This window comes from Roseomonas sp. KE0001 (assembly GCF_016107285.1).
In the GTDB taxonomy this organism is placed as follows: Bacteria; Pseudomonadota; Alphaproteobacteria; order Acetobacterales; family Acetobacteraceae; genus Pseudoroseomonas.
In genome coordinates, this window is record NZ_RCVQ01000002.1 from 507,771 (window position 1) to 527,136 (window position 19,366).

The 19,366-nt window shown below is 75.7% G+C and carries 13 protein-coding genes; 8 read left to right on the forward strand and 5 right to left on the reverse strand.

Annotated features, from left to right (window positions below):
* Positions 1-4: 4 nt before the first annotated feature.
* Positions 5-1,132 (reverse strand): DNA polymerase III subunit beta, encoded by a 1,128-nt coding sequence (gene dnaN / locus D9598_RS05950; RefSeq protein WP_198365461.1) that lies wholly within the window; start codon positions 1,130-1,132, stop codon positions 5-7.
* Between the two features lie 146 nt (positions 1,133-1,278).
* On the opposite strand from dnaN, the gene D9598_RS05955 reads away from it, so the two are divergent.
* A complete protein-coding gene (locus D9598_RS05955) occupies positions 1,279-1,914 on the forward strand; it encodes a UdgX family uracil-DNA binding protein (RefSeq protein ID WP_198365462.1) in 636 nt (211 codons plus the stop codon).
* A 20-nt stretch (positions 1,915-1,934) separates the two neighbouring features.
* Here the strand turns inward: D9598_RS05955 and addA are convergent, their stop codons facing one another.
* Positions 1,935-5,387: a double-strand break repair helicase AddA gene (gene addA / locus D9598_RS05960; RefSeq protein WP_198365463.1), complete on the reverse strand. Its 3,453-nt coding sequence runs from the start codon at positions 5,385-5,387 to the stop codon at positions 1,935-1,937.
* Positions 5,388-5,592: 205 nt separating this feature from the next.
* Between addA and D9598_RS05965 the strand changes: the two genes are divergently transcribed.
* Positions 5,593-6,570 carry a TRAP transporter substrate-binding protein gene (locus D9598_RS05965; RefSeq protein WP_198365464.1) on the forward strand — a complete coding sequence of 326 codons (978 nt, stop codon included), beginning with the start codon at positions 5,593-5,595 and terminating at the stop codon, positions 6,568-6,570.
* A 154-nt stretch (positions 6,571-6,724) separates the two neighbouring features.
* Positions 6,725-8,323: an amidohydrolase gene (locus D9598_RS05970; protein ID WP_232476927.1), complete on the forward strand. Its 1,599-nt coding sequence runs from the start codon at positions 6,725-6,727 to the stop codon at positions 8,321-8,323.
* Positions 8,324-8,328: 5 nt separating this feature from the next.
* On the opposite strand, the gene addB is transcribed toward D9598_RS05970, so the two are convergent.
* Positions 8,329-11,415, reverse strand: coding sequence for a double-strand break repair protein AddB (gene addB / locus D9598_RS05975; RefSeq protein ID WP_232476928.1), 3,087 nt, complete (start codon positions 11,413-11,415; stop codon positions 8,329-8,331).
* A gap of 122 nt (positions 11,416-11,537) precedes the next feature.
* On the opposite strand from addB, the gene D9598_RS05980 reads away from it, so the two are divergent.
* Positions 11,538-12,827 (forward strand): MFS transporter, encoded by a 1,290-nt coding sequence (locus D9598_RS05980; RefSeq protein WP_198365465.1) that lies wholly within the window; start codon positions 11,538-11,540, stop codon positions 12,825-12,827.
* The gene (locus D9598_RS20980) at positions 12,824-13,171 is read left to right on the forward strand and encodes a hypothetical protein (RefSeq protein WP_232476929.1); all 348 of its coding nucleotides are present in this window, start codon (positions 12,824-12,826) and stop codon (positions 13,169-13,171) included. The genes D9598_RS05980 and D9598_RS20980 overlap by 4 nt, the downstream gene beginning before the upstream one ends.
* Before the next feature lie 14 nt (positions 13,172-13,185).
* Here D9598_RS20980 and D9598_RS05990 read toward each other — a convergent pair whose 3' ends face one another.
* Together D9598_RS05990 and D9598_RS05995 are read right to left on the reverse strand one after the other, a co-directional pair.
* A complete protein-coding gene (locus D9598_RS05990; RefSeq protein ID WP_198365466.1) occupies positions 13,186-13,761 on the reverse strand; it encodes a CoA pyrophosphatase in 576 nt (191 codons plus the stop codon).
* Positions 13,762-13,874: 113 nt separating this feature from the next.
* Positions 13,875-14,393: a DUF1285 domain-containing protein gene (locus D9598_RS05995; RefSeq protein ID WP_198365467.1), complete on the reverse strand. Its 519-nt coding sequence runs from the start codon at positions 14,391-14,393 to the stop codon at positions 13,875-13,877.
* A 287-nt stretch (positions 14,394-14,680) separates the two neighbouring features.
* Here D9598_RS05995 and D9598_RS06000 point away from each other — a divergent pair, with 287 nt between their 5' ends.
* The 3 genes from D9598_RS06000 to D9598_RS06010 are packed head-to-tail and all read left to right on the forward strand — an operon-like array spanning position 14,681 to position 19,348.
* Positions 14,681-15,685: a MoxR family ATPase gene (locus D9598_RS06000; protein ID WP_198365468.1), complete on the forward strand. Its 1,005-nt coding sequence runs from the start codon at positions 14,681-14,683 to the stop codon at positions 15,683-15,685.
* On the forward strand, positions 15,678-16,586 hold the full coding sequence (locus D9598_RS06005; protein ID WP_232476930.1) for a DUF58 domain-containing protein: 909 nt from the start codon (positions 15,678-15,680) through the stop codon (positions 16,584-16,586). Before D9598_RS06000 ends, D9598_RS06005 begins: the two co-directional genes overlap by 8 nt.
* Entirely contained in the window at positions 16,583-19,348 is a 2,766-nt protein-coding gene (locus D9598_RS06010) for a DUF4159 domain-containing protein (RefSeq protein ID WP_198365469.1), read from the forward strand. The genes D9598_RS06005 and D9598_RS06010 overlap by 4 nt, the downstream gene beginning before the upstream one ends.
* Positions 19,349-19,366 lie beyond the last annotated feature (18 nt).

A 19,366-nucleotide genomic window follows, 5' to 3' on the forward strand; every position in this document is an offset into this window, starting at 1 on the left:
GCGGTCAGACCCGCATCGGCATCAGCACGTAGAGCGCCTCGGGCTTGGCGGCATCCACCACCACCGTCGGCGCCGAGCCATCGGCGAAGCGGAACTCCACCCGCTCCGCGATCTGGTCGGTGATGTCGGCGAGGTAGCGCGCCTGGAAGCCGATCTCGATCGGACCGGACCGGTAGGACACGGCCTCGCTGTCCAGCTCCTCCTCGGCCTGCCCCTGGTCGGGGCTGCTGGCGGTCAGCGTCAGGCTGTCCTGCCGGATCGCGAGCTTCACCGGGCGCGAGCGTTCGGAGGAGATGGCGGCGACGCGGGCGACGGCGTCCGAGAAGGCCTTCTTGTCCACCGTCAGGATCTTGTCGTTGCCGCGCGGGATGACACGCTCGTATTCGGGGAAGGTGCCGTCGATCAGCTTGCTGGTCAGGTGGACGCTGCCGAAGGCGAAGCGGATCTTGGTCTCGGAGAGCTTCACCTCGACCGGCTCGCTGGTCTCGTCGGCGAGCTTGCGGATCTCGTTGACCGTCTTGCGCGGCACGATGACGCCCGGCATGCCCTCGGCGCCCTCCGGCAGCGGCTCCTCGACGCGGGCCAGGCGGTGGCCGTCCGTCGCCACGGCGCGCAGCACCTTCTGGCCCTCGGCCTCGGTGGCGTGCAGGTAGATGCCGTTCAGGTAGTAGCGCGTCTCCTCGGTGGAGATGGCGAACTTGGTGCGGTCCACCAGCTCGCGCAGCAGGGTCGGCGTCACCAGGAAGCCGTGCGGCAGCTTCCCCTCGGTCATCGAGGGGAAGTCCTCCACCGGCAGCACCATCAGGCTGGTGGCGAAGCGGCCGGCGCGCAGCGCCAGCGGCGCGTCGCCGCCCGGATGGTCCAGCTCCACCTTGGCGCCGTCCGGCAGCTTGCGGACGATCTCGTAGAGCGTCGCCGCCGGGGCGGTGGTGCGGCCGGGGCGCGTCACGGTGACATCCGGCACCGCCTCGACGATGGCGATCTCCATGTCGGTCGCCGTCAGGGTCAGGCTGCCCTCCTGCGCCGCCAGCATGACATTGGCCAGGATGGGGATGGTGTTCCGCCGCTCGACCACGCTCTGCACATGCGCCAGCGCCTTCAGCAGCACCGCCCGGTCCACCGAGAACTTCATGGCAAGAACACCCCCCGCGCGGAAGAAGAGGGGCGCGTCGGGCGCGCCCCGGGAATCATGGACAGTCGCCCTCTCTAACAGCCGGGCATGGCGCGGGAAAGGCGGGCCGAAAACCCGGAGGCGGCCGGATCGTTGAATTCCATGCCATGCCCCAGAGCCAGACCCTCCCCCCCAGCGCCAGCTGGGCCACGGACCGCCCCGCCATCCTCGGCGAAGGACCCCCCGGCGCGCCGCTGATGTTCGTCGGCGAGCAGCCGGGCGACGAGGAGGACCGACAGGGCCGCCCCTTCGTCGGCCCGGCCGGCAAGCTCTTCGATCGCGCGCTGGAGGCCGCCGGCATCGACCGCGCCGCGAGCTACGTCACCAACGCGGTGAAGCACTTCAAGTACGTCCAGCGCGGCCCGCGCCGGCTGCACCAGAGCCCGGACGCCGGCGACATCAAGCTCTACCGCCCCTTCCTGATGGCGGAGGTGGAGAGCGTGGCGCCGCGCTTCCTCGTCGCCCTCGGCGCCACGGCGACCCAGGCGCTGATGGGGCAGAAGCTGCCGCTGCTGAAGCTGCGCGGCCAGGTCTTCGAGGGGCCGGAGGGGCGGCCCGTCCTGATCACCGTGCATCCGAGCTACCTGCTGCGCCTGCCGGACGCGGCGCTAAGGAAGCAGGAGTTCGAGCGGTTCGTGGCGGAGCTGGGCCTGGCCGGGCAGGCGGCGCGCGGCGAGATCCGGCCAACGGGGCAGACGGCGGCGCAGGCGGACGGCCCGCCGCAGGGAAGTCTGCCCCTGTGACCTGACGGCGCACCGGCTTCTCACCCCGGCATGTGCCGGTCCAGCAGCGCTCCGGGCAGCGGCATGGGGCGGGCCGACCATGTCCAGAGCAGCCAGCAATCCACCTTCCGTCCCGGAAAGACCTGCCGCAGCAGGGCACGATAGGCCGCCATCTGCCGCAGGTAGAGCGCCGGGACGCCGCCGATCTCCTCCGGCGGCGGACGGTTGGTCTTGTAGTCCAGGATCAGCACCCGCTCCGGCGTCACCAGCATCCGGTCCACCTGGCCGGCCAGCGGCAGGCCATTGACCCGCCCGGCGATCGGCGCCTCGGCCAGGCTGCCGGGCCCGAAGGCCGCCGCCAGCTCGGGCAGGCGCAGCAGCCGCATCACCTCGGCCAGGGTCGCCGCCCGCTCGGCCTCGGAGAGGTCATGGCCGGGCCTGGCCAGGAAGCGCCGCGCCGCCGCCTCCCGCTCCGCCTCCGCATAGTCCGGAAGGTGCTGCAGCAGCGCGTGCAGCAGCCGGCCGCGGCGGAAGCGCTCGCCGGTCGGATCGGCGCGGCCATGCGGCGCGGCGGTGGGCGTCTCCGTCTCGCCGGGAAGCGCCGAGGGGGAGAGGGTCAGCGCCATGCTCTCCGGCGCCGCCGGCCGGCCGATCCAGTCGGGCAGCGGCCCGGCCTCGCCCGGCTCGGCCTGTCCGGCCTCGGCGCGCGGCGGAGCGGTCTGGGCGCTGTCCAGGCAGCGCGCCGGTCCGGTGAAGCGGGCGGCGGGCGGCGCCCCGAAGGCCGCCGGCTCGAAGGCCAGCTCCCGGGCGCCCTCCAGGCGGGCGAAGCCCTGCGCCACCAGGTCGTACCAGGAGCCGGCCTTGGGCTCGCCCCAGGCGCAGACCAGCAGCCGGTCCTCGGCACGGGTCAGCGCGACATAGAGCAGCCGGTTCTCCTCCGCCGCCCGCGCCGCCTCCTCCGCTTCCATCAGCCGCGTCCAGGCGGGGGCGAAGAAGTCGCGGCGCGAGCGGGGCGCCCAGAAGGGCAGGGACGGCTCGCTCTCCTCCCAGCGCAGCGGCTTCTCGCCGCGGCCGCTGCCGACATCGGGCAGGATGACCACCGGTGCCTGCAGCCCCTTGGCGCCGTGCGCCGTCATCAGCCGCACCGCATCGACGCCCGATTCCGCCTCGCGCTTCACCTCCGCCCCGCCGCGCCGCAGCCATTGCACGAAGCCCTGCAGGCTGGGCGGATGGCGCGATTCGAAGGCGAGCGCGGCGTTCAGCACCTCGTCCAGCGGGTCGGCGGCGTCGGGGCCGAGGCGGGCCAGGATGCGGGCCCGCCCGCCATGCTCGCCCAGCACCTCGGCCAGGATGGAGTGGGGGGTGGCGAGGTCGGCGCGGTCGGCCAGCGCGGCCAGCCAATCGGCGGCGCGGCCGGGCGCGGTGTCGCGCCCGCGCTCCTGCAGCAGCCGCCACCACAGCGGCTGCACCCGGCCGCCCGCCAGGGCGCAGAGCTCCTCCTCCGAGACGCCGCAGAGCGGGCTCTTGAGCAGGGCGGCGAGCTGCAGGTCGTCCTCCGGCAGCAGCAGCACGTCGATCAGCGCCAGCAGGTCCTGCACCGCGATCTGCTCGATCAGGCGCAGCCGGTCGAGCCCGCCCACCGCCACGCCGCGCGCCTTCAGCGCCCGCACGAGCAGGCCGCTGAAGGCGGTGCGGCGGCGCAGCAGCACCAGGATGTCGCCGGGGCGGATCGGCCGCCCGCCGCGCGCCGGCAGGGTCTCGTGCCGCACCATGTGGGCGATGCGCGCCGCCAGCGCCTCGGCCATCAGCGCCTCGGCGTCCTCCTCGGCCACCGGCGTCTCCGGCACCTCCCAGGCTTCCAGGGTGGCGGCCTCGGGCCGGGCCAGCGGCGGCCAGAGCTCGACCAGCCCGGCATCCCCGGCGCGGTCGGCGCGGTGCTCCAGCACGGCGCCCTCCGCCACCACGCCGCGCCGCGCCGGCCCTTCGGCGAAGACGGCATCGACGAGCGACAGCACCGGCGCCGTGGACCGGAAGGAGACGTTCAGCGGCACCACCTCGAAGCGCTGCTCCGCCGCCGCGATCTGCCGGGCGAAGCGGTGCGCGTAGCGGCCGAGGCCCGCGGCGTCGGCGCCCTGGAAGCTGTAGATCGACTGCTTCTCGTCGCCCACCGCGAAGATGCTGCGCCGCGTCTCCGGCTCGCGCGCGCCGAGGCCGGAGAAGAACTCGCCGGACAGCTTCTCCGCGATCTCCCATTGATGCGCGTTGCTGTCCTGCGCCTCGTCGAGCAGCAGGTGGTCGAGCCCGCCATCGAGCTTGTAGAGCACCCAGGCGCTGCCCGGATCGTGCAGCAGGCCGCGCGCGGCCTGGATCAGGTCGTCGAAATCCACCGCCCCCTGGCGCGCCTTCCGCGCCGCATAGGCCTCCAGCACCGGCTGGGCGAGGGCGAGCAGGGCGAGGCTCGCGGCGTGCAGGCGCCACGCCCTCCGCTCCTCCTCCACCGCCGCGATGCGCGCCGCCTCCTCGGCCATCAGGGCCTGCGCCTCCTCGGCGCGGTCCTTCAGGCCGGCCTTGGTGGCCATGTTTTTACGCGGCTCGCCCTTGTCGGTGAGGAAGATCCCGGCCCAGTCCTCCCAGCACACCTGGCGCGCCTCCACCGGCAGGTCGATCCAGGCCTTCATCCGCTCGCCGCGCGCGCGGTCGTTGGCATTGCCGCTGAGGCGCAGCAGACCGCTGGCGCGCACCATCTCCGCCCCCACCCGGGCACAGGCCGCGGCCAGCGCCTCCGCCTCGCCCCCCTCGCGCGGCAGCATCAGGCGGCGGCGCAGCACGGCGTCGCACCCGGCCAGCCCCCCGGCCCGGGCGATGGCGCCGCCCAGCCGGTCGCGCTCCTTCACCAGGCTCTGCAGCGTGTCGGCGAAATCCTCCGGGCTGCCGAGGCCGGCGATGGCCTCGATCGCCGCGGGGGGCAGCCGGCCGGAGGCCAGCGCCGCCTCGCGCGATTCGGCCAGCATCTCCGCCGCGTCCGCCTCCTCGATCAGGGTGAACTGCGGCGGCAGCCCGGCCTCCAGCGGGAAGCCGCGCAGCAGCGACTGGCAGAAGGCATGGATGGTGGCGATCCGCATGCCGCCCGGCTGCTCCAGCACCTCGGCGAAGAGGGCGCGGGCGCGGCGGCGCAGCGTGGCGTCCGGCGCGGCGCCGGTCAGCTCCTGCAGGCTGCGGCCGAGATCGGCCTCCTCGGCCACCGCCCATTCGCCGAGGCGGCGGGCCAGGCGGGTCGCCATCTCGGCCGCCGCCGCCTTGGTGAAGGTGAGGCAGAGGATGCGGCCGGGCCTGGCGCCGGGGCGCAGCAGCAGGCGCAGCACGCGGTCGGTCAGCACCTTGGTCTTGCCCGAGCCGGCCGAGGCGCCGACCCAGGCGGAGGCCTCGGGGTCCGAGGCGCGCCGCTGCGCATCCTGGGCGGCGGCGCGGGGCGAGAGATCGGTGCTGCTGCTCATGCCCCGGTTGTAGCCGGGCGGCCGCGCCGGGGCGATGGGCAAGGCGGCGGGAGGCGCGCGGCCGCCTCCCGCTGGGCGCCCCGATAGCGCGGCACGGAGCACCCGCCGTCACCGCCGGGCGGTTCCGGAGGCACGCGGCGATTCCCCTGGCGGGCCAGGGCGGTCTAGGCTTGGGCTTAGCGCTTCAGCCGAAAGGGCCGCACCGATGCCGAGACGCCGCCACCTCCTCGCCGCCGGCCTGGCCGGCCTTGCCGCCGCGCCGGCCCGGCGCGCCCGGGCCGCCGCCGCCTGGCGCATCGCCAGCGAATATCCGGCGACCGCCATGCCGGGCGAGGGCATCGCGCATTTCGCCGAGGCCGCGACCCGGCTGGCCGATGGCGCGCTGATGGTGACCGCCGCCCCCGACGCGCCGGACGGGCTGCGCTCCGCCGCCATGTTGCGCGCCGTGGCCGAGGGGAAGCTCGCCGCGGCGGACGCCTTCACCGGCGCCATGGCGAAGGACGCGCCGATCTTCCAGCTCTCCGCGCTGCCCTTCCTGACCGGCTCGGCGGCGGATGCGGCGCGGCTGCTGGATCTCGCCCGGCCGGCCTATGCCCGCGCCCTCGCGGCGCAGGGCGCGACGCTGCTCTACGCCACGCCCTGGCCGCCCTCCGGCATCTGGTCGCGCCGGCCGCTGACCGAGGCCGGAGCGCTGCAGGGCCTGCGCATCCGGACCTACGATGCCGCCGGCACCGCCGTGCTGCAGGCCGCCAGCGCCGCGCCGCAGCAGATTTCCTTCGCCGACGCGCTGCCCCGGCTGAAGGCGGGCGAGATGGATGCCGTGCTTTCCTCGGGCGATGGCGGCGCCGGGGCGCGGCTGTGGGAGATCCTGCCGAACTTCACCCGCATCGACTACGCCTGGCCGCTCAGCCTCGCCTTCTGTGCCAGCGCGGCGCTGGAGGCGCTGCCGGAGCCGGCGCGGCGCGCCGTCCTGCAGGCCGGGCGGGAGACCGAGGCCCGGCAGTTCCGCGCCATCGCCACGCGGCTGGAGGAGAACGGCGCCCGCCTGCGCGCCAACGGCGTGGCGCTCGCCGAGGTCCCGGCGCTGCGCGCCGCGCTGACCCTGGCGGCGCAGCCGGTGGTCGAGGCGTGGTCGGACCGCGCCGGCGAGGAAGGCCGGGCGATTCTCGCGGCCTATCGCTGAGGCGGGCCGGCCCGCGGGTAACCCGCCGTCGGATAACCCGCCGGCGGATAACCCGACTGTGTCCGCGCGCCGGCTTGTGGCCGGAGGAGAAGGGTCCGTAGCCTCCTCCCCCAGCCCGCCTGTCAGCCCCGCCTGTCAGCAAGGAGTTCGGATCATGCCGCTGCGAGGAATGCCGGAAGCGGGACGGCGCGCTGTTCTCGCCGGCTTCGGGATGGCGGGCTTCGGGATGACCGGCGCGGTCACCGCGGCCGCGGCTCCCCCGGCTTCACCAGCGGCCTCCACCCCTGGCCCTCCCCCTGGCCTCCCCCCGGCCTCCTCGGCCGCCGCGGCGCGCGCGGTGGAGGCGGCGCGCGACGCCATCCTGCGCCTCTCGCGCGAGGTCTGGACCCAGGCCGAACTGAGCCTGCACGAGGAGAAGTCCGCCGCCATCCACCTGCGCGAGCTGGAGGCGGCGGGCTTTCGTGTCACCAGCCGCGGCACCTCCGGCATCCCCACCGCCTTCGTCGCGGAATGGAGCGCGGGTTCGGGCGGCCCGGTCATCGGCTACATGCCGGAGTATGACGCGCTGCCCGGCCTCGGCAACGCCGCGGAGCCGCGCCAGGCGCCGGGCCCCGCCGGCACCGGGGTCGGGCATGGCTGCGGCCACAACATGCTGGGCGCCGGCTGCACCGGCGGCGCCATCGCGCTCAGGGCCATGATGCGGGAGGCCGGCACCAGCGGCACCATCCGCGTCTATGGCTGCGCCGCCGAGGAGACGGAGGGCGCCAAAGTTTATATGGCGCGCGACCGGCTGTTCGAGGATTGCGACGCCGTGCTGGCCTGGCACCCCGCCCCCTTCGCCGGCGCCGGGATCGTGCGGCTGACCGCGGTGGACAAGGTGCGGGTGATGTTCCACGGCCGTAGCGCCCATGCCGGGATCGCCCCCTGGGAGGGGCGCAGCGCCCTCAAGGCGGCGGAGATGTTCGGCCTCGGCGTGCAGATGATGCGCGAGCACATCCTGCCCAGCGCGCGGATGCACTACATCTATGAGCAGGCGGGCGCGGCGCCGAACGTCATCCCGGATTTCGCGCAGGTCTGGATCCTCCTGCGCGACCTCGACCGGGAGAAGGTCGGCACGCTGACCGCCTGGGTGCGCCAGGTGGCCGAGGGCGCGGCCATGGCGACGCAGACCCGCGCCGAGGTGATCCACTTCTTCGGCATGCACGACCTGCTGCCGAACGAGCCGCTGGCGCGGCTGCTGCACCGCCACCTCGCCGCCGTCCCGATCGAATGGACGGAGGAGGAGCAGGCCTTCGCCCGGGCCTGCCAGCGGGAGGCGAAGCTGCCGGAGGCGGGCATGGCGCCGCAGCCGCTGCCCTTCCTGCAGGAGATCTCGGCGGGCGGCTCCACCGATGTCGGCGAGGTCAGCTACCAGGCGCCGGTGGGGGTCTTCGCCTGGCCGACCATGCCGCTGGGAGTCGGGCTGCACACCTGGCCCGTCACCGCATGCGGCGGCATGTCGATCGGCGACAAGGGATCGCTCAACACCGCCCGCGTGCTGGCGGCCGCGGGGTATGACCTGATGACCGATGCGGCGCTGCGGGAGGCGGCCAGGGTGGATTTCCGGGCGCGGCGCGGCGACCGGCCCTTCACCTCCGCCCTGCCGGCCTCGCAGAAGCGGCCGATGGGTCTGCCCGCCTTCATGACCCGCACCGGCGATGACGAGATGGTGTCGGGCCTGCAGCCGGACACCGGGGCGCGGAACGGGGGGTAGGGGCCTCACCCCTCCTCCGCCGTCCCCCATTCCGCCACCCGCGCCAGATGGTCGTAATCCGAGCGGGGCGGCCTGCGGCGCGGATGCGGGCGGGCGAGGAAGCGGCGCTCGCCGAGCAGGAAGCCGCGCAGCAGCGCCTCCGTCTGCGCCAGCGCCTCGGCCGCCAGGGCGTCAGGCTCACCCTTCACCGGCCTCACCTCGCCCGGCGTGCCGCCCCCGGTCAGCCGCCAGTGGGCCAGCGCCGAGACCGGACGGGCGGCGATGCCCTCGAACCCGCCCGCCGCGGCGATGGCGGCCTCCAGCGGCATCTGCGGCGCGCGGCCGTCCTTCATCTCGGAATCGTTCGGCGGCGTGCCGGTCTTGTAGTCGATGATCGCCAGCGTGCCGTCGGACAGTTCGTCGATGCGGTCGGCGCGCACCTTCAGCCGCAGCCGCCCCTGCGCCAGCGCCAGCCGCCCCGGCACCTCGGCATGGCGAGCGGCGATGCGCCGCCCCTCCCGCGCCGCCGTCTGCGCCGCCTCCTCCTGGGCGGTGACGAAGCCGCCGATGCGCGCCAGGCGCGGCCGCCAGAAGGCCAGCAGGCCGGGCCGCGCCTCGGTCCGCGCCAGCGCCTCCTCCGCCGCGTCCGCGAACCAGTCGCGGGCGGTGGCGAGGCCGGGCCAGCCCCCGGGCGCCTCGTCCAGGCGGCGGGTCCAGACCGCCAGGGCGAGGTGCACGATCTGCCCGTAATTCGCCGCGCCGACCTCGGCGTCGAGCGGGTCGAAGGGCGTCAGGCGCAGCACGTGGCGGGCGTAGAAGGCATAGGGATCGGCCATCAGCCCGGCCACTTCCGTGACGCTGATCTCGCGCGGCCGGTCCTCCACGGGCGGGCAGGGGGCCGGGCGCGGGCAGGGCCGCACCGCCTCCGGCTGGTCGAGCCGCGCCGCCCAGCCAAGCGCCGGGTGGCGTGGCAGTGCGAGGCCCCGGCCGCCGGCCTTCCGCGGGTCTTCTGCCTTCTGGCCGGCGAGGAAGGTCTCAAGCCGGGTCAGCCAGCGCGAGGGCACGGTCGGCGCGCCGGCGCGCTTGCGGGCGCGGGCCAGCACCACGCGCGGCGCCGAGGCGGCCGCCAGCAGGAAGTCGGCGGCGACGCGGCCGATCCGCGCCTCGGGCTCCGGCAGGCCGAAATCGGCGCGCATCGGCCGGCTCATCCAGGGGCCGGCCTCGGTCGCCTGCGGCCAGACGCCTTCCTCCAGGCTGCCCAGCACGGCCAGGTCGAAATCCTGCAGCCGGGCCTCCAGCAGGCCGAGGATGGCGATGCGGGGATGCTGCGCGTGCTCGCGCCCGCGGCCGATGCGGACCCCCGGCGCCGAGGGACCCTCCAGCGAGGAATCGAACAGGGCGGGCCAGGAGGCCGGGCTCATCGGCGGCAATTCGCGCAGCGCCGGCGGCAGGGTGGCGAGGTGCACCGCCAGGGGCTCGCCCTCCTCCCCGGCATAGAGGCGCAGGCCGCCCGGCCGCTCCCGCGTCGAGGCGAGGGCCTCGGCGGCCGCCAGATGCGCGTCCAGCAGGTCGGCCGGCGGGCGGGCGGGGCTGTCCGGCAGGCTGTCGAAACCGGCGAGCGCGGCCTCCAGCGCATCGACCAGCTTCAGGGCGGTGCCGAGCAGGGGCGCATCCTTCTCGCGCCGGAAGGCCTCGCGCACCCGGGCCCGCAGGCCGGACAGGCCGGGCGCGGGGCGGGGGCCGCGCAGGCAGCGCCGCTCGATCAACCGCACCGCCTCCATCCATTCCGCCCGCGTCATGCCGCCGGCGGAGAGAGGATGCTTGAGCAGGGCGAGCAGCGGCACCGGCGCGAAGCCCTCGGCCACGGCGCGGGCGAGCAGGCGCAGATAGGCCCCGGTCGGCGTCTCGCCGAGCGGCTGGCCGGCGGAATCGTCGGCCAGGATGCCGTGCCGCGTCAGCTCGGCGGCGACGCGGCGGCCCAGCTCGCGGTCGGGGGTGATCAGCGCGGCGCGGCTGCCGGGGGTCTCCAGCGCCTCGCGCAGGATCAGCGCGATGGCCACCGCCTCGGCCTGCACATCCGGCGCCTCCAGCAGGGCGAGGCCCTCCAGCGCGGGCGCCCAGTGCTCCGGCCGCCGCTCCAGCCAGGCCTCGATGCCGGCGGCCGGGCGCAGGGCGCAGGAGAGCAGCCCGGCGCGGCGCGCCAGGGCCGGGTCGCCCGCCGTGTTGCCGGGCCAGGGCATGAGGTCGGCGGGGGTGGCATCCATGGCCGAGAGCAGGCGCACCTGGCCGGCCAGCGGATGCGTGCAGCTCTCCCCCACCGCGGCCCAGAGCGCCTCGGACTTGATCTCGCCCGGCCCGTGCAGCACCACAGCGCCGCGCGGCAGCCCGGCCACCACCTTGAGCAGCGCGGCGGCGGCGGGGATGGTGCCGCCGGCGCCGATCCCGGCGGCGATCACCGGCGCCTCCGGCGGCGCCTCGCGCCAGGCGCGGGCCTGGGCGCGCAGGGCGGCGACGCGGCGCGGGCCGATGTCCATCAGCCCCCGCGCCTGCAGCCAGGCGTCCCAGGCGGTCAGCACGCCGCGCAGGAAGGTCAGTGTCACCTGCCAGTGGACGGCGAATTCCTCCGGTACCAGCCCGTCCAGCCCGTCATGCCGGACATCCTCCAGCGCCGTCTCGTCGAGGAACTCGGCGAGCGCCGTGGCCAGCCGCCAGGCCTGCTCCGGGGTGTTCGGCCCGCCGTAGCGGGAGGGCAGGCGCAGGACCAGCTCGGTCAGCACCGCCTGCCGCCGCGCCGGCTCGACGGCCGGCGGTAGATCGAGCAGGCCGGGCAGCGCCAGCTCGTCCGCCTCCTCGGTGGACAGGCCGGTCAGCGCTCGCATGCGCGGCAGCAGCAGGGCACGGCCATCCGCCTCGCGCAGGAAGGCCTCGCGCAGCGCCAGCGCGGCGCGGCGGGTCGGCAGCAGGATGGTGGTGCGGGACAGGGCCAGCGGGTCCGCCGCCGCGGCGCCGAGCTCGGCCAGCACGCCACGGGCCAGGGTGGGCAGGAAGGGGAGGTGGGCCGGGATCTCGAAGAGCCGCATGGGGAGGCAGGGTAGGGCCGATCGCGTCCCCATGGAATTGCCTCTGGAACTGCCCCGCCGGCGGTGGCGCCGCGATCATTCCGCCGGCTTCCGGCTCAACCCCGCCCGATCCCCCCGCGTTCCAGCGCCGCCTCCGCTCTGGAAGGATGGACCGCATGGCGCCTCCCCCCTCCGCCGTCCCGCCCCGCATCCACCGCGCCCTGGACGGGCTGAACTTCTTCCTAGCCGATGTGCGGGACGGGCTCGGCCCCTACCTCGCCATCTACCTGCTCGCCGTGCGCGGGCCGGAGCAGGGCTGGAACCCGGCCACCATCGGCTTCGTCATCACCCTGGCCGGCCTCATCGGCCTGGCCGCGCAAACCCCTGTCGGTGCCTTCATCGACCGCAGCCGCCACAAGCGCGCCGTGATCATCGCCGCCGCCGTGGCGGTGACGCTGAGCTGCGTCGTGCTGCCCTTCATCACCGACTTCCGGGCCGTCGCCGCCACCCAGTCGCTCGCCGCCATCGCCGGCACCGTCTTCCCGCCGGCCCTGGCGGCGATCACCCTCGGCCTCGTCGGGCCGCGCGCCTTCTCGCGCCGGATCGGCCGCAACGAGGCCTTCAACCATGCCGGCAACGCCGCCTCGGCGGCGCTGGCGGCGGGCACCGCCATCCTGTTCGGCCCGGTGGTGGTGTTCTGGATCATGGGCATCCTGGCGGTGCTCAGCATCGGCGCCACGCTGCTGATCCCGGCCGGCGCCATCGACGACGACGTGGCGCGCGGCCTTGGCCACGGCGCCGCGGCCGGCGGGCCCGCGCGGCCCTCCGGCTGGCGCGCCCTGCTGGAATGCCGGCCGCTGCTGGTCTTCGCCGTGCTGATGGCGGTGTTCCACCTGGCCAATGCCGCCATGCTGCCCTCGCTCGGCCAGCTGCTGACCACCGTGGTCGGGCAGAACCACGCCACCTCGCTGATCGCCGCCTGCATCGTCGCGGCGCAATGCGTCATGGTGCCGGTCTCCTATCTGGCGGGCCTGAAGGCGGACCTCTGGGGCCGCAAGCCGATCTTCCTCGCCGCCTTCGGCATCCTGGCGCTGCGGGGCCTGCTCTACACCCTCTCGCACGATCCCTTCTGGCTGCTGGCGGTGCAGCTGCTGGACGGCTTCGGCGCCGGCATCTTCGGCGCGCTCTTCCCGGTGGTGGTCGCCGACCTGACGCGCGGCACGGGCCGGTTCAACGTCAGCCAGGGGGCGATCGCCACCGCCCACGCGCTGGGCGCGGCGCTGAGCGCGACGCTCGCCGGCGGCATCATCGTCGGCTACGGCTATTCGGCCGCCTTCCTGGCGCTCGGCGCCATCGCCGCGCTGGGCTTCCTCGGCTACTGGTGGCTGATGCCCGAAACTCTCGACCGCAGGGCCCTCGCCGAGGAGGCCGCGCAGCCCCGCCCCGGGCCCGCCGCGCCCGCATGAGCGGCGTGGTCAGCGCGGCGCCCGTCATCTGGACGATCGCCGCGCTGACCACGCTCGGCGTGCTGCTCCGCCCCTTCCGCTGGCCCGAGGCGGTCTGGGCCGTGGCGGGCGCCGCGCTGGTCGTGGCGCTCGGCCTGCTGCCGCCGGCCGAGGCGCCGCCCGTGCTGGCCGGCGCCATCCTGATCGCGGTCGATCTCGGGCCGAACCTCTCCGTCACCGGCTCGCTGGCGACGATCCTCGGGCTGGTGGCGCTGCGGCGCGAGGGGCTGGAAATCGGCGCCTGGCCGTTTCTGCGGATCGGCCTGCTGGTGATGCCGCCGGCGCTGCTGCACGGGCCGTTCTGACCGACTGTTCCGGCCTATCGCAGCGCCGCCGCCAGGGTCCGCATGATCGCCGCCGTGGCGCCCCAGACATAGTGCTCGTCATGCGGCCAGACGTCGAAGCTGCGCCGCTCGCCCTTCCAGATCGCGGCGCGGCGCTCCGGCAGGGCGGGATCCTGCAGGGGTGCGAGATCGTATTCGAAGACCTGCGCCACCTCGTCCGGCGCCGGGGTGAGGTTGAGCGGCGGCTCCAGCACGGCGAGGATGGGGGTCACGTGGAAGCCGGTGCCGGTGACGTGCTCCGGCAACCGGCCCAGGATGCGCGGCAGGCGCGGATCGAGGCCGATCTCCTCCGCCGCCTCGCGCAGCGCCGCCTGCTCCGGCGTCTCGCCCGGCTCGATGCGGCCGCCGGGAAAAGCGACCTGGCCGGCATGGCTGGAGAGGGTGGCGGCGCGCAGCGTCAGCAGCAGGCTGGGGCGCGGCCCCAGCACCACGGGCACCAGCACGGCGGCGGCGATGGCCGGCGGTGGCGCCGAGGGGACCGGGGCCCGGGCGGGGGGCGGGGCCAGCCGTCCCGGCTCGGAGAGGCGCCGCAGCACCGCCTCCGCATCCATGGGTGCGGGCCGGAGGGCCGGCGGCGCGCCGCCCCCGGCCCTGTCTGCCGAGATCCTGTCTGCCGAGATCCTGTCCGCGGCGTCGGACGGGGAGGACGGTCCGGCGGGCGCGCTCACGCCGTGGCGGCGCCGTTGGCCCGCACCCTGCCGCGGCGCGGCGGCGGGGCGGCCTCGGCCGGCAGGTCGTCGATCGGGAAGAACACGCCCTCGCTCCAGACGCCGAGCACCTCGCGCCCCTCCAGCGTCTCCGGCTCGGCCAGCGCCACCAGCTCGTAGAAGACGGCCCGGTTGATGCGTGCCTCCAGCCCGGCGCGCACCATCACGTAGGGGCGCGGCTCGCGCGTGCGGGGGTCGATCTGCACCCGGATCGGGTGGTCGGCGTCGGCGGTCACCATCTCGTCGAGGTTGGTGCGGAAGGTCAGGCACTGCCGTCCCTCGCAGCGGCGCCAGAAGACCTCGACGGCGACGAAGGGCGCATCCTCGACCTCGATCGAGCCGCGCTCGACCGGGGTCTCCAGCCAGTAGCCGCCATCCGCCTCGCGCTTCAGCACCGAGGAGAAGAGGCAGACCAGCTCCTTCCGGCCGATCGGGCTGCCCTTGTAGTACCAGGTGCCGTCGCGCGCGATCCGCATGTCGAGCGCACCGCATTCGTGCTTCGGCCGGCCTCCCGGAAGCCTGACAGGACCTTTGCCGGTTTTCTGGGCAACTGTGGCGTGCCTGCAGCAGGTGTCGCCGCTACCTGGTGCCTTGCCGTCGCTTTGCCCTGTCGCGGAATGTTTCAATACTTCGTCCATGCGTCCGACGGTCATAGGCTTCCCCCAGTTGACATCGGCATTCCCGTGGCCGCGCCGCGCGCGGATGGGGTGGCCGAGGCGGGCCGGCTGCCCATATCGGGGGTTATATAAGGAGGCCAAGCGGCATGGTTGAAGTGGCGGACCCCACGGATCCCACCTTCCTGGTCGCGGAGGTGGAGGCGCTCGGCGCCCGTCTGGGCCGGGTGCGCGGCGCGGTGGGCCGCGTCATCTTCGGCCAGGAGGAGGTGGTCGAGCAGGTGCTGATCACCCTCCTTTCGGGCGGCCACGTACTGCTGGTGGGCGTGCCCGGACTCGGCAAGACCAAGCTGGTGGAGACGCTGGGCACCGTGCTCGGCCTGGCCGAGGGGCGGGTGCAGTTCACCCCCGACCTGATGCCGGCTGACATCCTGGGCTCCGAGGTGCTGGAGGAGGGGGCCGACGGGCGACGCGCCTTCCGCTTCATCAAGGGGCCGGTCTTCTGCCAGCTGCTGATGGCCGACGAGATCAACCGCGCCAGCCCGCGCACCCAGTCGGCGCTGCTGCAGGCCATGCAGGAGCGCAAGGTCGCCATGGGTGGCGCGACCTATCCGCTGCCCGCCCCCTTCCACGTGCTGGCGACGCAGAACCCGATCGAGCAGGAAGGCACCTACCCGCTGCCGGAAGCGCAGCTCGACCGCTTCCTGCTGGAGGTCGAGGTCTCCTACCCCGATGCCGCCGCCGAGCGCGCCATGCTGCTGGCCACCACCGGGGCGACCGAGGCGCGGGCCGAGCCGGCGATGACGGCGGCCGAGCTGATCGCCGCCCAGGCGCTGATCCGCCGCATCCCAGTGGGCGAGCAGGTGCTGGAGGCGATCCTGAAGCTGGTGCGCGGCGCCCGGCCGGAAACCGCCGATCTGCCCGCGGTGCGCCAGCACCTGGCCTGGGGGCCGGGGCCGCGCGCGGCGCAGGCGCTGATGCTGGCCTGCCGAGCGCGGGCCGTGCTGGACGGGCGGCTGGCGCCGAGTCTCGAGGATGTGATCGCGCTGGCCGAGCCGGTGCTGCGTCACCGCATGGCGCTGAGCTTCGCCGCCCGCGCCGACGGGGTGCGGCTGTCCGAGGTGATCGGCGCGCTGAAGGCCAGTCTTGGCTGAGCCGCTGCCCCCGCCCGCCACCGCCCCGCTGGCGGCGGAGGCGCTGGGCAGCCGGCTGCCGCCGCTGGTGGTCGCCGCCGAGCGGGTTGCCGCGACGGTGATGCAGGGCGTGCACGGCCGCCGCCGCGCCGGCCAGGGCGATGCCTTCTGGCAGTTCCGCCCCTATCTGCCGGGCGATGCCGTGAGCCGCCTCGACTGGCGGCAGAGCGCCAAATCCGACCGCCTTTTCGTGCGCGAGACCGAATGGGAGGCGGCGCAGAGCGTGGCGCTGTGGCGCGATGCCGGGCCCGGCATGGCCTGGCGCGGCGGCGAGGGGCGGCCCGCCAAGGGCGAGCGCGCCACGCTGCTGCTGCTGGCGCTGGCCGCGCTGCTGCTGCGCGGCGGCGAGCGGGTGCGCCTGTTCGGCCTCCGCCGCGCCCATGCCGGGCGCGGCGCGCTGCCGGCCCTGGCCGATGCGCTGTCCCGCCAGGACACGCCTCCGCGCGACGAGAGCCTGCCGCGCCATGCCCGGGCCGTGCTGATGGGCGATTTCCTGGCGCCGCTGGAGGACAGCCGCGCCGCCATCGCCGCCCTGGCGGCGCAGGGCGTGCGGGGCCACCTGCTGCAGGTGCTCGACCCGGCGGAGGAAACCCTGCCCTATACCGGCCGTGTCCGCTTCGAGGGGCTGGGGCGCGAGGCGCCGCTGCTGCTGCCGCGCGTCGAGGGGGTGCGGGCACTCTATGCCGAGCGGCTGGCGGCGCATCGCGCCGGGCTCGCCGCCATCGCCGGGGCGGCGGGCTGGAGCTTCGCCACGCATCGCACCGACCATCCGCCGGAGACGGCGCTGCTGGCGCTCTGGCAGGCGCTGGCCCCCACGGGACTGGCCCCCACGGGACTGGCTGGAGGCGTGGGCGGCGCATGATGTCCCTCGGTCCGGTCGGCTTCGTCGCGCCCTGGCTGCTGCTGGCCCTGCCGGCCCTGCCGCTGATCTGGTGGCTGCTGCGGGTGACGCCGCCGGCGCCGCGCCGCCAGAGCTTCCCCGCGCTGCGCCTGCTGCGCGACCTGCCGGCGCCGGAGGAGACGCCGGCCCGCACGCCGTGGTGGCTGCTGCTGCTGCGCCTCGTTGCCGCGGCGCTGATCGTGCTCGGCCTGGCCCGTCCGGTCTGGGGGCCCTCGGCCGGTGCCGCCAGCGGGGAGGGGCCGTTGCTGCTGGTGATGGATGACGGCTGGCCCTCCGGCGCCGACTGGCCGGCCCGCGCCGCCGCCGCCAGCGCCGCGCTGGACGCCGCCGCGCGCCAGGGCCGCCGCGCCGCCCTGCTGACCACCGCCCCCTCCGAGGCCGGCGAGGCGCCGGCGCCCGGTACGCTCACGCCCGGTGCGCTCATGCCGGCCGAGGCGTTGCGGGCCCGGCTCGCCGCCCTGCGGCCGAAGCCCTGGGCGCCCGACCGTGCCGCCGCCCTGGCCGGGCTGGCGGCCTGGCGGCAGGCCAATCCCGGCCCCTTCGCCAGCCTCTATGTCGCGGACGGGGTCGAGCACCGGGCGGAGGGCGATGATTTCACGCCGCTCGCTGCCGCGCTCGCCGCCGCCGGCCCGCTGACGCTCGCCCGCGCCGAGGGTCGTGCCGCCCGCCTGCTGGCCCCGCCGGAGGCCGAGCCGGAGCGGCTTGGCCTGACGCTGCGCCAGACCGCCGCGCCGGCCGCCGGCAGCGTGGCCGTGCTGGCCCGCACCGGGGACGGGCGGGCGCTGGCCCGCGCCACCCTTCCGGTCGAGGCCGGCGGCCGCGAGGCGCGCGGCGGGCTCGACCTGCCGCTCGAGATCCGCAACCAGATCATCCGGCTGGAGATCGAGGGCGAGGAGACGGCAGGCGCCGCCGTGCTGCTGGACGAACGCTTCCGCCGCCGCCCGGTCGGGCTGGTGGGCCCGGCCGAGCAGGGGGCGGAGACGCCGCTGCTCGGGCCGCTCTACTACCTGGACCGGGCGCTCGCCCCCTATGCCGAGCTGCGGCGCGGCGGCATCGAGCAGCTCCTGGCCCGGCAGCTCGCCGTGCTGGTGCTGGCCGACCGGCCGGTGGCCGAGGCCGGGGAGCGCGCCGCGCTGGAGCGCTGGGTCGAGGCGGGGGGCACGCTGGTCCGCTTCGCCGGCCCGCGCCTGGCCGAGGCGCCGGACAGCCTGCTGCCGGTGCGGCTGCGCGCCGGGGAGCGGCAGCTCGGCGGCGCGCTCTCCTGGGAGCAGCCGCAGCCGCTGGCGCCCTTCCCGGAGGCCTCGCCCTTCGCCGGGCTGGCGCCGCCCGGCGAGGTCACGGTCTCGACCCAGGTCCTGGCCGAGCCGGGGCCGGAACTCTCGGCCCGCAGCTGGGCCCGGCTGGCCGACGGCACCCCGCTGGTCACCGCCGAGACGCGCGGCGCCGGGCGGATCGTGCTGTTCCATGTCACCGCCAATGCCGAATGGTCCAACCTGCCGCTCTCCGGCCTGTTCATCGATCTGCTGCGCCGGGTGGTGGCGCTGTCCTCCGGCGTCGCCGGGGCGGAGGGCGAGACGCCGCTGGCGCCGCTCGAGGTGATGGACGGCTTCGGCCGGCTCGGCCCGGCGGCCGGCGGCGTGGGCGCCATCCCGGCGCACCGCTTCGCCGACACCGTCCCGGGCCCACGCCATCCGCCGGGCTGGTACGGCGTGCCGGGCGAGGGCGGCGAGCGGCGGGCGCTGAACCTCTCGGCGCATCTGCCGGCGCCCCGCGCCCTGGCCGCCCCGCCACCGGGCACCGCCCTGCTGGCGATCGGCGGCGTGCCGGCGGAGCGCGACCTCGGCCCCTGGCTGCTGGCGCTCGCCCTGCTGCTGCTGGCCGCCGACCTGCTGATCTCGCTGGTCCAGCGGGGTCTGCTCGGCCGGCCGGCCCGGCTGGCGGCGCTGCTGCTGGCGCTCGCCCTTCCCGCGGCGCCCGGCGCCCTGGCGCAGGACGGGATGGCGCGGGGGAGCGCTGCGCAGGATCTCGCCCTGGTCACCCGCATCGGCCATGTCCTGACCGGCGATGCGGCGCTGGACGAGACGGTGCGGCAGGGCCTCGCCGGCCTGTCGGACTACGTCAACCGCCGCACCGCGACGGCGCTCGGCGAGCCGGCGGCGGTGCGCCCGGGGCAGGACGACCTCTCGCCCCTGCCGCTGCTCTACTGGGCCGTCACGGCCGAGACGCCGCTGCCCGATTCCGCCGCCGTGGCGGCGCTGAACGACTACATGCGCGGCGGCGGCATCATCCTGTTCGACACGCGCGACGAGGGCTCGGGCGAGGGCTTCGCCCCCGGCGCGCGGGAGGCGCTGCTGCGGCTGACCGCAGGCCTCGCCATCCCGCCCCTGGCGCCCGTCTCGCCCGAGCATGTGCTGACCCGTGCCTTCTACCTCCTGCCGCCGGAACTGCCCGGCCGCTTCGCCGGTGGGCAGGTCTGGGTCTCGCGCGAGGAGGACCGGGCGAATGACAGCGTCAGCCCGGTGATCATCGGCGGGCATGACTGGGCCGGGGCCTGGGCGGTCGATGCGCGCGGCGGCAATCCCCACGCCGCCATCCCCGGCGGCGCGCGGCAGCGGACGCTGGCCTACCGATTCGGCGTCAACCTCGTGATGTACGCGCTGACCGGCAACTACAAGGGCGATCAGGTGCATGTGCCGGCCATCCTCGAAAGGCTGGGGAATTGAGCGGGCGGGGGGCTGACC